Origin of the sequence: Paenibacillus sp. ISL-20 (assembly GCF_018613005.1) — a bacterium.
Lineage (GTDB): Bacteria > Bacillota > Bacilli > Paenibacillales > Paenibacillaceae > Paenibacillus_AQ.
Genome location: NZ_JAGGRD010000046.1, coordinates 1 through 13,995, shown reverse-complemented (window position 1 = coordinate 13,995; position 13,995 = coordinate 1). Strand labels below are relative to the sequence as shown.

The 13,995-nt window shown below is 50.6% G+C and carries 10 protein-coding genes; 6 read left to right on the top strand and 4 right to left on the bottom strand.

The window, feature by feature from the left end; translation table 11 throughout:
• Positions 1-63 precede the first annotated feature (63 nt).
• From J7E85_RS24960 to J7E85_RS24950, 3 genes are all read right to left on the bottom strand, one after another.
• Entirely contained in the window at positions 64-2,283 is a 2,220-nt protein-coding gene (locus J7E85_RS24960) for a DEAD/DEAH box helicase (protein WP_215162625.1), read from the bottom strand.
• The gene (locus J7E85_RS24955) at positions 2,280-3,617 is read right to left on the bottom strand and encodes an ATP-binding protein (RefSeq protein WP_215162623.1); all 1,338 of its coding nucleotides are present in this window, start codon (positions 3,615-3,617) and stop codon (positions 2,280-2,282) included. Before J7E85_RS24955 ends, J7E85_RS24960 begins: the two co-directional genes overlap by 4 nt.
• A 73-nt stretch (positions 3,618-3,690) precedes the next feature.
• Positions 3,691-5,658 (bottom strand): TerB N-terminal domain-containing protein, encoded by a 1,968-nt coding sequence (locus tag J7E85_RS24950; protein ID WP_215162621.1) that lies wholly within the window; start codon positions 5,656-5,658, stop codon positions 3,691-3,693.
• Positions 5,659-5,796: 138 nt separating this feature from the next.
• Between J7E85_RS24950 and J7E85_RS24945 the strand changes: the two genes are divergently transcribed.
• The 5 genes from J7E85_RS24945 (at position 5,797) to J7E85_RS24930 (ending at position 9,805) form a co-directional block, all read left to right on the top strand.
• The gene (locus J7E85_RS24945; protein WP_215162620.1) at positions 5,797-6,459 is read left to right on the top strand and encodes a M50 family metallopeptidase; all 663 of its coding nucleotides are present in this window, start codon (positions 5,797-5,799) and stop codon (positions 6,457-6,459) included.
• A 218-nt stretch (positions 6,460-6,677) separates the two neighbouring features.
• Entirely contained in the window at positions 6,678-7,859 is a 1,182-nt protein-coding gene (locus J7E85_RS24940) for a phosphotransferase (protein ID WP_215162618.1), read from the top strand.
• 173 nt (positions 7,860-8,032) lie between these two features.
• The gene (gene comI / locus J7E85_RS34280; protein WP_251036032.1) at positions 8,033-8,128 is read left to right on the top strand and encodes a competence inhibitor ComI; all 96 of its coding nucleotides are present in this window, start codon (positions 8,033-8,035) and stop codon (positions 8,126-8,128) included.
• Positions 8,129-8,421: 293 nt separating this feature from the next.
• Complete coding sequence (locus J7E85_RS24935; protein WP_215162616.1) at positions 8,422-9,042, top strand: class I SAM-dependent methyltransferase; 621 nt, start codon at positions 8,422-8,424, stop codon at positions 9,040-9,042.
• A gap of 145 nt (positions 9,043-9,187) precedes the next feature.
• Entirely contained in the window at positions 9,188-9,805 is a 618-nt protein-coding gene (locus tag J7E85_RS24930; protein ID WP_215162614.1) for a cyclase family protein, read from the top strand.
• A gap of 185 nt (positions 9,806-9,990) precedes the next feature.
• Here J7E85_RS24930 and J7E85_RS24925 read toward each other — a convergent pair whose 3' ends face one another.
• Positions 9,991-12,780, bottom strand: coding sequence for a glycoside hydrolase family 2 protein (locus tag J7E85_RS24925; protein ID WP_215162612.1), 2,790 nt, complete (start codon positions 12,778-12,780; stop codon positions 9,991-9,993).
• Between the two features lie 147 nt (positions 12,781-12,927).
• On the opposite strand from J7E85_RS24925, the gene J7E85_RS24920 reads away from it, so the two are divergent.
• Complete coding sequence (locus J7E85_RS24920; protein WP_215162610.1) at positions 12,928-13,860, top strand: ArsR/SmtB family transcription factor; 933 nt, start codon at positions 12,928-12,930, stop codon at positions 13,858-13,860.
• Positions 13,861-13,995: the final 135 nt, after the last annotated feature.

Genomic DNA, 13,995 nt, shown 5'->3' with positions numbered 1-13,995 from the left:
TGAACATTATTTCCGATACGTACGACTTCGTTAACATTCCCACCGGGAAGTATTTCTTCCTTGTCACACATCCGTAGCTCCCTTTCCCGCTGCTCCATGTGCCATTCCCAGCACCTCAGCCAGTCCTTCCAGATCCAGTCCGTCGGCGGCAAAAGCGGTGCGAACGAGCTTCGGCGGAACGAACTCGTCATATTTGCCGAGATAGGGCGCCTCATCCGGATCGAGGAGCGCGCCGGCGTCCTCGCAATCCATCAGTTCCTTCTTGATTTCCTCCATCAGCGTTTCGTTATCGACCTTACCCGCGACAACCATGTAATACGGCTCCATCGGCACGATAGATCGGAGGGGCAACCGCTCGGACAAGTTATGCTTCAGCAATCGCTCCAGCGTGCGGAACTGCTTGCTGCCCGCCCAAGGCAGGATGAACAGGGAATCGCCGCCCGCCGGTAGGACCACCTGCTTCAGCAGCCCGCTTTCTCGGGCAAGACGGCGAGCCCGCTCCAGACGATTCACCGCGCCAGGCGCCAGATACGGATAAATGGCGCTGTCGGCCAGCACCTCCCGCATCTTCTGCACCACCCGAGTATGCACATCGCCGCCTGCGCCAAGCCACAACGTATCGACCTTGCCCTTGGCCGACTTCACATACAGGGCCTTATGCTTCGTATCGACTTCCTCCACCTTCCACAGCTTGCCCGCGAGCGAAAAGCAGTAGCCCGGCGGCGGCACGGTCGTAATCGATCCGATTTCTTCGGACCCATTGTATACGACATGCTCTTCATCGTCCTTAAACACCGCGTAGAAGCGGTAGTTGTTCACGATCTTCTCCCCGCCAAGGCCAATGATCAAACTGCCTTCTTCCGTCCGCTGGATATGATCGGTTTGGAGCAAATACTGCAAGAACTCCTTATATTCCTCCGGCTCAATGCCGCGGAAAGCCGGCAGCGTCAACACCGCTCTCGCCAAATCCGGCGGCTCAGCCTCGCCCATGCTCTTGAGTGTGCTCATCGTTTGATGATAAAGCACACCCACCGGCTTCTTCCGCAGGGCCAGCGGTTCGACCCACTTCTCGCGAATATACAGCTCAATGACCGCAATGGCCCGGAGCAGCATCCATGGCATGCGCGCAGGCAGCATGGCCTCCTCGTCCTCGTCCTCCGGACAGAGGAACATCATCTCGGAGGCCTGATCCCCGCGCCGGCCGGAGCGGCCGAGCCGCTGAACGAAGCTGGAGCAGCTGTACGGCGCGCCAAGCTGGATCACCCGCTCCAGCTCGCCAAGATCGATGCCGAGCTCCAGCGTCAGGGTGGCAGCCGCAACCGCTGGCCCCGGGCCTTCGCGGAGCGCGGCCTCGGCTTCCTCGCGCAGCATCGCGGAGATGCTTCCATGGTGCACATGGAAGACATCCCGTTGCTCGCGCTTGGCGGCAATCCGCCGCAGCTCGAGCGTGGTCAGCTCTGCATCCGAGCGGCTGTTCGTGAAGACCAGCGCTTTTTTCAGATGCGTGTTGTCGTACACGAAATCGTAATAGGCTTTACGAGCAAGCTCCAGCTGCTCCGCCTGCTTCTCATCCCGCGCATCCGGGAAGGAGAAATGCTCGACCGACAGCCGCAGCTTCCGTCCTCCTTGCGGGGCGATGACTTCGACCGCGTTCTTCGTGCCCGCACCCAGCCAGCCGGCTGCGGTCTCATAGTCGCTAAGCGTTGCCGACAACCCGATACGGCGAGGCGAGCAGGAAGCCATCCGCTCGATCCGGGTCAGCTGGCTCAGCACCTGAATGCCGCGGTCGGCCCCCATAAAGGCATGAACCTCGTCAATGATGACATACCGCAAGTCCTGGAACAGCGCCGGGATGGCGTTCGGCCGGTTCATCAGCAGCCCCTCAAGCGACTCCGGCGTAATCTGCAGCACGCCGGACGGCTTCTGCATCAGCTTGGTTTTCTCAGCCTGGGACACATCGCCATGCCAATGCCAGACCGGCACCTGGCCCTCCTTCAACAAATCGGTGATGCGCTCAAATTGGTCGTTGATCAGCGCTTTAAGCGGGCCAATATACAAGATTCCTACCGAGCTTGAAGGCTCGTTATACAGCTCCGTCAGCGCCGGGAAGAATGCGGCTTCGGTCTTGCCCGAAGCCGTACCGGAAGCGATCAGCAGATGATTGTGCGTATCGAACAGGACGCGGCAGGCTTCCACCTGCGCCTCGCGAAGCGTGTCCCATCTTTTTTTATAGATAAACTCCTGAATGAACGGGGCCAGTCTGGAAAAAGGATTCGTACTCATAATTCAAACTCCGCCAGCAGATCGTCCAAATCGTCCGAAGCCGTTTCGTTCGTCCCTTTGCCCTGCGGCTGTGCCGTAGCGCGTTCACCCAGCAAATCATCAAACGTGGCCTCCGGATGCTGATGCAGCGTATGCAGCAGATCCATGAAATCCCGCACTACCTCGCGTGTGGTAAGCAGTTCTTCAGCCCCCAGCCGGTTTACGGCCGTCTGCATGAATGCGATGAGCTGATCATCCGTCAACTGCGCTTCATATTTGAAGTGCAGGGCGTGGATGTCCCGCAGCTTTTGCAGGAGGATCAAAATCTCCTCATACGACAGCATGTCCAGCTTCAAAATGGGCGAGGTGTAGGTTTTCAGCGAACCACTGCCGTAACGCCCGTCAATCAGGCGGGAGCGCAGTGCGTCATAACTGAACAGCCCCCGGCGCTCATCCTCGACAAACTGCGGCGTTCCGCCCATATAAATGCCCAAATGCTCCGCTTTACCCTGCATCGTGTCGTTGAACATGGTCAGCAGCTTCTCGTAGTTGCTCTGACGAGACACGCTGTTGGTGATTTTATAGAGGTTGACCCCTTCGTCAATGAACAGCAGCAATCCCTTATAACCGATGGCCGCCGTAAATTCCGACCACAGCTTCATATAATCATACCAGTTGTCGTCATCGATAATGACCCCGACGCCAAGGTCCTTGCGGGCCTCCGTCTTCGTCGGGACTTCCCCGCGGAGCCAGCGCAGCGCCGCCCCTTTGCGGTCATCATCACCAAGCTTATAGCCGTTCCAGTAAGCAGCCAGCACCTTCGCAAAATCAAACCCGTGCACCAGATTCTGCATGCCGTTGGTCACCGCATAGATCTGCAGATCCACCCGATCGTTCAGGGCAGGATCATCCGGGCGCATACCCGTCTCCTGCATGATGTCCTGCTGGATCGCCGCGATCCATTTCTGCAAAATGGCCTCCAGTGCGCCTCCGTCCGGACGCGTCCTTGTGGACAGTTGGGTCATCAGCTCACGGTAAGTCGCAAGCCCTTGCCCTTTCGTGCCCACCAGCCGCCGCTCCGGCGAAAGATCCGCATCCGCCACCACGAAATCGCGGTCCATCGCATAGTTGCGGATGATCTGCAGCAGGAAGCTTTTCCCGCTTCCGTAGCGGCCCGTAATCAGGCGGAAGGCAGCGCCGCCCTCGGCGATATTATCCATATCGCGCAGGATGGACTCCACCTCCGGCTTCCGGCCGACAGCGATGAACTCAAGCCCCACCCGCGGCACAACCCCTGCCGTTAAAGAGTTTACGAGGGCCGTTGTGAGCCGTTTCGGTATTTTTAATTCCGTCATAGTTCCACCTCTTTCAAGCATCTTACAAGCATCTCTAAAGCATAACGAGTCAAATCGATTTCAATCCATCCGATTACACGGGCTTTAATGTTTCCAGCATATCTATATAATCATCCGCAATGGCCTCTCCATCGATCAGAAGATCACCGATGGTATCCATCGCGGCCTCATTGATCTCATCGAGCAGTAACGCCGGCATAGAACCGGCCTTCTCTGCAATCTGCTGCAGCCCCGGACGGTTCGGTCCCGTCTTGAGGGAATGGAGAACTTCCAGGTGGATGGGATTGAGACGCTCTGCGAGCTCCTGCCATTCCTCATCCTCTACCTCCCATTGCCATGACTGCTCTCCTGCTATAGGCATCACTGTATAGATCTCTTCATCTACGACATGCGGGTCCATAACATGGATCCCCCCAGCTTCAGATGAATGCTCTTCTAGAGAACCCATGGATTGCATCAAGCTATCATCAGCGCTCCCTGACGGCTCCATAAACCTTCCGTTATCTGCTTCTGATTGTTCCGTGTTCACGGAACGAACGATGCCATTTGCTTCATCAAGCTGATCACGCACCTCTATAGTGCCCGGCTCATAAGGGTCCGCATCAAAATCCATCACCGCCTGGAACACGTCCGGTTTCTTCGCTGCCGTTTTTCGGGAGGACCGGCCTTTGGAAGGCGAAGCCATGTTAGTACTTGTTCCCGCATCTTCGGAGTGGCCTGAAGAAGCTCCAACTGACGGAGCAGGCTCCAGTGCCGGCTGGCTGTTGATCACCTCAGCCTGCTGCCCGGCTTCCTCCGTAAGCAGCATGTCGCGGACCTGGTCCGACTCCCGCTGTAATCTGCGCAGCTTCCCTGTGTCGATCTGAACCTCAGGTATCGCCTGTTTGCGCTGAGCCTCCAGCTGCTCCTGAATCTCTTTTTTCAGATAACGGGTGATGATCACTTCCACTTCGGGCTCCACCGCATCCGCGCCGCGCAGCCGTCCCTTAAAACCTCTCAATTCCCGCAGCTTATTCTCGGTCAAGCGAACCAGCCCCGTTATATAGGAACGCAGAGGAGCGTATTCGCTTAAGGACACCACCGTCAGCACGACGTTTCGCCCGTATAACCCATGATCGTACACCGCGCTGCGGAATAAATACCGTTTCACCTGCCGGGGCCGTGGCTGAAAGCGATCGATGAAGCGCTGCCCCTTCATTTTGGCCCAATAGCTGTCTACGAGCGCAATCACCTTCGGGGCATACCGTTCCAAGTCCTTGCGGCCATTCTCTTGGTAAAAACGGCTCTTCTCCACATCATAATCCAGCAAATCCAACAGCAGCTCCCACGTCAGCTCCACGGGCTGGAGAGAGAACCGGCGCTTCCATTCCTTCTCCTTCAGCTCAGCGGACAAGACGCGCGGAAAGCGCTGGTACGTTTCCCGGATCGGCATATCCAGGCTATGCACGATCATAAAATCATATAGCCACTCCCGCAGGTACGTATCCAGCTTGGCATAACGCTTTCGGTAGGCCGTCCACGCCTGCTCCATCAATGCATAGCCCTGCAGGGGATCGCTCCAGCCGACGCCATGGATCAGCTCGTAAAAATAGACAAACAAATAGGATAAGTCCGTATCCGGGTACCGCCCGGACCTTACTTCCTCCCGCCAGTAAAAATACCATTTGAACTGGTCGCTGGCCATCTGGTCGTAGGTAGGCCAATAGCTTTTGAAGGCAACAAAAGGGCACTCTCCCTCCACATGCCATGCGAGCTCCCTTGCCTTCTGCACGAATTGCTGCTCCTTGGTCACGTAGCGGAAGTCCTCGCCCCAATTCATATCCAGCGGCTGCTGAGGCTTCACAATCAGGGATTCCTTCGTTTGTGCAGCAGAATCAACGGGTTCCTGCCCCTGATGATCTGATGGCTTGTCCAGTAACGAGACGTCCTGCTCGTCGCCGGCCAGCTCGAATTCAGCAAAACGAATCCCTTGGTCATTTACAAGCGTAGTATGTCTTATATGTTCTATGTGATTGTCGTTGTTAGGCTTATCGTTTTTCATCGAATATGAACCTCCGTCACAACTTCAATTATACCATTTAACCTATAGGGACTAACCGGTTTTCACATGTTTCTCATCTGTATTATAATGGACGGAATGATAGTCTAGCGAATGACTTTATGCTGAAAGGACCTTCGAATGAATAAATGGCTGAAAGCATTGTTATTTCTTGTGGGCGCGGCTATTCTGACAAGGCTGATCCCCTTCTCTTCCTGGTTCCGTATCCTGGATACGATGATCCATGAGCTGGGGCATGCCGCCATGACCCTTCTCATGTCAGGGCGCGTGCTCAGCATCGAGCTGAATCCCGATCACAGCGGCGTAACCTATTCCATGCTGGCTTCAGGCGGCTGGAGTCCGATTGTGGTCTCGCTTGCAGGCTATATGTCGGCATCCCTGTTCGCCATTCTGATGTTCTACGGCTATGCCAAGAGAAAACAGGCCACCGGCCTGATCACCATTACCGTGCTTGCCCTCATTATGATCATCTTCTTCGTTCGCGCCGGCTATGGATTATGGTGGCTCATTATTTTTATGATCGTGAATCTGATCTTCTATTTCCTCGGCGAAAAGGTCCGTAATTTCTACTACCTGCTGCTCGCCTTTCTCGTGCTGGAAGAGTCCGTGGTCGGTCCGCTAACCCTCCTGACCATGGCGCTAACCCAGCCCAAGCAAGCGGGCGATGCCTCCAACCTGGCCAACATGACCGTGCTCCCGGCCTTCGTCTGGGCGCTGCTGTTCCTGCTGTTCTCCCTATGGTGCGCGAAGATGGCGCTGCAGCTGTTCTGGAAGAAGCGGTGAAACAGGTTAGTCGGAAGACAGGCAAAAGAAGCCAGTGTTATCCAACCTTCGGATGACGCTGGCTTTTTTATAAGGCTTGATTTTCATTTGAAGCAACCTTGTCGGAGATGGAGCAGGATTGGCCTCCTCTTTGTCTAATATAGTTGTATGTGTGCATTCCTGGAAAAGACGTTATCTGAAATCAATGCAAGTACAAATGAAATAAGGGGTCAGATTAAATGCACTCAGAAATTATATTGAAAAATAATTCCAACATACCTATAGAGGATAAGATTGACCAGATCAAAGCTTGTATTAAATCTATACATGGAAATTCAGCTGTTGAACTTGTGTCAATAACTTGTGAGGATATTGGTTATAGGACTCCAAACTTCACAACTTCTGGTATATTTCGTTTGCATGGGTTGGTAAAGCTATATAACGAATTGAAACCGTGGTACGTTATCTTAAAAATCATTAAGCCAGACACACCCGAGAAAGATAACTTTGAACATCACAACTATTGGAGACGTGAAGCACTTGTATTGGAGTCAGGAGTTTTAAGAGAACTTCCTGATTCTATTTATAGTGCAGAGTGCTATTTAGTTGAAGAACAACAAGATGGTACCATATGGATCTGGATGGAATATGTTAAGGGCGTATACCCAAAAACAGTTGAGCAATTTTCATACATCGCCCGACAATTAGGTCGTTTTAATGGGGCCTATCTTAAAGGAATAAAAATGATGCCTGAATATGAGTGGATATGCAGAGCTTGGCTCAAGTCTTGGTCAACTGCATGCCGCATGTACGCTCCTAAGATGGAGGAGTATGTAAGTCGAATATCTACAGACAATGTGCAAAGTACTTGGGCTTGGTATCAAGAGATGCTCGAAAACATTGACTCTTCAATAGACTCGCTCCAACAGCTACCGCGTGTACTGGCACATCAAGATTTGAGCCAGATGAATATGTTGCTCGTTAAAAAAGAAGCGAGCGAAAGTCAACTCGTTCTAATCGACTGGCAGTTCATGAGTATATCTGGTATTGGCGAAGACTTGGGTAAGTTATATGGGGTGAACATAAGTCTTGGAATTATTCCGCCTGAACAATACATAAGATTTCAAAGTTCTTTATATAATGCATACCTAGAGGGGTTGCGAGATATGGGATGGCAGGGTGACATGGGATTAGTGAGATATGGTTTCTGTTTAAGCATTGCCCTAAGAAGTGTGTGGGAGGTCCCACAATTCTTTTCCATTATGGCTCAGTTAGAAGACGAGCCTAATAATATAAAACTCGAAGAAAGACTTACCCGCCTTGATTCCATTATTACAGTACATAAACAAATGGCTGAGGAAGCGAGTAGACTATTGAAGTTCTTTGAAAAGAGGAAGATCGAATCGAAATACATAGTATAAATGTAATGATGAAGGATCAAAGAGATAGTTAAGTATTCTAGATGCAGAATCAAATCTATAAACCCTATTAAAGTTCATATAAGAACGCTTGTACGTAGATGTAAACAAAGGTAAAATATAACTACAATTGAATCTTGGGTGGGCATGGTTTCCCTTCGAAAGGAGGTGAAGCCATGGAAGTAAAAGATGCATTAACGATTATGTTCCTTTTTGGAACGTTCATTCTTGCTCTTTTAACATACATCAATAATAACAACAAGAACAAGTAAAACCCACCCTAAGATTGAAAGCCGAAGGTGGGTTTTATTCCTTATATGACCTAGAAGGGATAACCATCCAAGCCAATTGTACTGACCAAGTGTGAGCGCACTTGGTCTTTATTACATATATACTATCATATTAGAAAAAATGAATCAAAGCTTGGAATAAATGAAGAATTATCGAAAACAAACAACGCTACATCTTCGCTATGGGGCATTCGCCCCTTGGTTGTCAGAAGTAACCTCGGATTTGTAAAAATTAGCGAGAGATATCATTATTAATCACATTCAGGAGCCAACTAATGAATAACAATTGGAATAAAATTATTTATAAAATCTGGTCTCCCATTTACGATAAAATTTTCAATTCAAACATTTTTCTCCATGCACGTAAACAAATATTTCAAGAGACTCCTTTCAATAACACACAAAAGATACTTTTTGTCGGCGTAGGCACAGGAGCTGATTTAGAGTTATTGAACCATTATGATTTAGATATAACGGCTATAGATTTCTCACCAGATATGTTGAGAAAAGCAAGAGCGAAATTCAAGAATTCTCGCATTAAGTTTTTAGAAATGGACGCTCAAAATATGGCATTTAACGATATGTCGTTTGACTATGTGGTTGGAAGTCTAATTCTTTCCGTAGTACCCGATGCTGACAAGTGTTTTCAAGAAATAGGTAGAGTTTTAAAACAAGAAGGAAGGATCGTTATTTTCGATAAGTTTACCCCTAGTAACCATAAACTCTCGTTATCAAAAAAGTTGTTTAGACCACTCATTAAAGTCTTAGGAACAGATATTGGATTGAATTTTGAAGAGTTGTACCTAAGAAATAGGGGGAATTTAATAATAGAAGAAGATAAACCGGTCATGCTGAATGGGATGTATAGAAAAATAGTTCTTAGAAAAATCAGTTAACATCTTATACAAGATTATTCTTGATCGGTGGTTGAGTTTATGGGAGAGGCTCGGAAGCACTTGATTGCCCTGATTGTGAGCAAGAAAAGCTCGTGGTGAATTTTTATATGGATTGGGATCAAGAAAAAAAGAATGAGGGATATCAATGAAGCTTATAGATTTGACTCACATGATCCAAAGTCAGCTAACTGTGTATCCTGGTGACAGTGAGATGGAATTAATACAAACAAAAAACCTGATGACAGACGGTTACTGTAATCATCAATTAACCATCAATATGCATACTGGAACACATATTGATGGTCCTATGCATTTAATTGATTCAGATCAATACTTATGTGATTTCCCGTTAGAATCATTTATTGGGAGAGGAACATTGTTGAATGTCTCTGGAATGAATCGAATCGATTATAAGGATGAATACGAGCATTTGATAAATGAAGGAACAATATTGATTCTTTATACAGGACACAGTATCTACTTCAGGCAAGAGAAGTATTTTACTGAATATCCAACTTTAACGAAAGAGTTTGCTGAATTGGTGGTTCGAAAGAAGATAAAAATGATTGGGTTGGATACACCCTCACCTGATAAATTTCCATTTGAAATTCATAAATATTTATTTGATAATCAGGTACTTATAGCTGAGAATCTAGTGAATGTTGATCAGTTATTGAATTTAAAATCTTTTGAGATTATAGCATTACCGCTACTTATAAAGACAGATTCTGCGATTGCTCGTATTGTTGCACGCACAGACTAAGTGAGGAATGAGAGCGGCGTTATTTTCAAAGAAGGCGAGAATACCCGATAACACCATATTTCCACCTCAAGGCTATCAAGTCGAAAAATCTCCATACAAAATGGGCTGCCCGGCACGTAGTTATTCACTACAAATGGACAGCCCACTTACTATTATACTTTACATCAATGGTTTATTTGCCATGATCACTGGCACCGCACCAGCAAATCGATCGGATAGCGGCCTGCATTCCGACCATACAGACTGATGCCGCCTTCCTCGGCCCGCAGCTCCAGTTGGAAGCTGCGCTTGCGGTCAAGCTCTGCCGCGAGTCTTCCCGGTACCTGCGCCTGGCACAGGTATCCGTACGAACCGGCTTCTTCCAGAAGGTTGTGGACCGGCTGATAGTGCCACGACAGTACACCCCGGCTATCGGCAGGGTCATCCGTGAGCACAGCCTCGCCGATTTGGACATCGTCCACCCATACGGATATACGGGATTCATGCAGCTCTTCATCCGTCATATAATAAGTGCTTGGGTTATACTCCACGTCTGCCGACGCCCCGTGCATAAAGTCGATGCCGTGCGTGCGATGCCGCGCACCCTCGATATTTCTGGCCAATAAACGTTTCGCGCCAGCCTCGAAGAAAATCTCGATATCGCGGATCAATGTCTGTTCGTCATGATCCGGCAGCTGCACCTCATAGACGAATCGGCCTTCTCCGCCACCATTCACTTTGGAGCCTTGAAGGGCCTCCCACATATAGGCGAAGCTTTGCTTGCGGAATGTGTTAACCGGGATGCTTACGGTTCTGCCTTCCACTCCACCGTTCCCCTGTCCCTCTCCGCCACGCACGTCAAACGTCGTAAAGTTGCGCGTTACCACACCGTTCGCTGCATTCAAAAGACGAACTCCGAGGATCGCAACCGCACCGGTCTTCGGCATGCGAAGCTTGAGTTCCGTTAGTGGCGCAACACCATAGCCGTCCCAAGCCACTTCCAGGGTCCCTTGATCAGCGACAACCTTGGTTCCGAGCTGATCATAGGATAATTCCCAAGCCAGAATAAGCTTCTGTCCATGGTATTGATCCGAATAACTGGAGCGCAGCAGCGGTATGACGGCCTCAGCCCCTTGCTCCAGCGTCTGGCAAGGCGGTGCGTCAATCACGATAAAGTCCGGCGTGTGCAGGTCGGCAATCGTCATGCCCGGCACAAAATCCTCATACCCGAATTTTTTGTCCGTCCCATCCAGACGGTAGTAGCCGTTGAATTCGTTTGTCACGTCACGGAATTCCGTAAATACGAAACCGCACAGCTTATCATGGCGCCGGAATTCGTTCAGCATGTAATGGTAATGCCACGCGAGATCGCTGTCCCCGGCTCCCCCGTCAATTCCCCACACATTTCCGCATTCACTGTTCATGAGCGGAGCGTCGCCTTGCTGATTGCCGCCGATATAGTTATGTTCGGATCCCGGGTGAGTCTTCTGGACAATCTCCTCCATATGATTGCGCAGCGGTTCATAACCGTTGATGTAAAAATGCCAGGTGTTGATATCCGTCTCCACATGATCGTATGCGCATGGAGAATTGTCTTCCACAATCCGGGTCGGATCCAGCTCCTTGGCCCATCTGTATTTCTCCCTTACCCACTCCTGCGTCTCGGGAAGGTAATAGCTGTGCTGCTCCTCTCCACCCGTTAAACCCGTCGTCTTACTGTCGGTACGGAGCCCCCAAGTTTCGTTAAACATGACCCATGAAAAAATCGACGGATGATTCCGGTCACGCTCAATCACTTCCAGCGCCTCGCGCTCATATGCGGAACGCGCCGTTTCATCCGGATTACCCCAGAAGCATGGCATATCCTCCATCACCAGAATCCCGAGTTTATCCGCCCAATACAGCTTGCGGGGCTCCTCCGGCTTAATATGAATCCGCACGAAGTTCAGTCCAAGCCGTTTCATCAGATAGATCTCGTCCCGCATCTCCGTATCCGTCGGGTAGGTGAAGAATCCCGTCTGGTGGTAGGATTGGTCCAGCGTCCCGTTTAAATAGACCGGCTTTCCGTTGAGCGTAATCCAGCGATAATCCCGTCCGTCGAACTTCGCCGTTCCGATCTCGCGTATGCCAAAATAAGTATGGATGACATCTTCGCTGGATGAACCGGCCAGACGCAGCTCCCCTTCGTATAAATGAGGGGTTTCGGGGCTCCACAGCCGCGGGTCGTGGACTTTGAACACCGTTGTCCGTTCATTCGCGCCTTCTTGCAGCTCCCACTCCACCTGATGCGTAACCGAGCCCTCCGCAAACGAGAGTTGGAGTGTCACTGGGCCTGCTTCTTGAGCCTGGATCTTGGATTTCAATTCGATCTGACCGTCAATGGAGGTTGTAAAGATGGCTTGCTCCAAGTAGGTTTGGGGTCTGGCCTCCAGCCAAACCGGCTGCCAAATGCCCCTGATCTCGCCATACCCCTGCTTCCCTCGGGCTTGGTAATTGTGGTCGAAGTCCTCTGTACGCACAACGATTGTATTATCTTGTGCCGAATCCCACACCGTTGTCACGTCAAATTCAAAGGCTCCGTAACCGCCTTGATGCGAGCCGACATGCTTACCATTGACCCATACATCACACAGATAATCCACGGCGCCAAACCGCAGAAAGATTCGGGACTGCTTCTTCGCCGGCTCCCATTTCACGGACCGACGATACCAGCCTACCCCCTTCTCGTTACGCTCAATACCGGACAAGGGGCTGACCCAAGAGAACGGCACCGTAATCTCTGAGGTAAAAAGGCTGGTGTCTCCACCCTGCAAGCCAGTAGCGTCATCACCGGCGCTCGTACCCGCTTGCTGTCGTACATCATCTGATCCTTCCGTCTCGAGCCGGAACGACCACTGGCCGTTCAAATTCAACCAGTCTTTTCGTTCAAAATCCGGTCTGGGGTACTCCGCGCGCGGAATTTCCGTGTGAATGGAGGGTGCTACAGGAGTCTTCATGAAGCGAACACAACCTTTCCTTTTTCTGAATTTTCCCCTATTCTAGCACCTGTATATAATAAATGCAATGTACATTATATTTTTACAATATAACGAATTTATTGTACACTTGGAGTCACTACAACTCTTCAGTAAAGGAAGGGAATTATGAACGAATCGAAGCTGGAAACCAACCGTTATCCGGCATCCCGGATCGTGGAAGTAGCCAAAGCCCTATCTAGTGATGTCCGTGTCCGCATCCTTGAAGCGCTCGGCGATAAACCGATGAGTGTCGGTCAGTTGGCGGAGGCGCTTGGGATTGCGCAGCCTACGGTGTCCATTAATGTCCAGATGCTGGAGCAAGCGGATCTGATCGTCTCTTCGCAAGGAGCGAATCGGGAAAAAATCTGCGCCGTCACCTGCCGCTCCATTTTTCTCGAACTCCCCTCGAAGCCCGGCGAGGGGCTGCAGCGCACGGAAGAAATCCACATGCCGATTGGCATGTTCTCCCACTGCTTAATCGAGCCAACCTGCGGTATGGCAGCTCGGGACGGATCTCTGATCGGATCGCCTGACGATCCGCGCGCCTTTTACATGCCGGAACGAACGGAGGCTGCGCTGCTCTGGTTCTCGGGATCAGGATATATCGAATATTATTTTGCGAACCCTATGCCGCCCGGAGCGGCTCTTGATGAGCTGCGCATCCGCGCGGAGCTTAGCTCCGAGGCGCCTTCCTTCCAGCAGGATTGGCCATCCGACATCACCGTTAGCATCAACGACCTCCCTGTAGGTACTTGGACAAGTCCCGGTGATTTTGGTGATCGCAAGGGGAAACTCACCCCGGATAAATGGAGGAGCGGCAGTGAGTACGGCATGCTGACGGAATGGCGCGTAACCAAGCAGGGCAGCCAGGTCAATGGCCACGAATCCAGTGCTACGACCATCGATTCGCTGGAGCTTGCCTTTAACCGGCCAATCCGCATCCGCTTTGAGGTGAAGAAAGACGCCGAGCACCCGAACGGCCTGAATCTATATGGTTCGGGTTTCGGAGATCATCCGCAGGATATCATCCTGTCTTTTGTGCGGTACACGGAAGCCTAACGACTGACTACAGCCAGAAGAAGCAAAGCGAGGCAAATCTAATAATATAATCAACCGAATGAAGACAAATCGAGTAGGCCCATGCGCAATTGCATGGGCCTCTCACAGATCCGGACGTCAGGCTGTCTAACAATT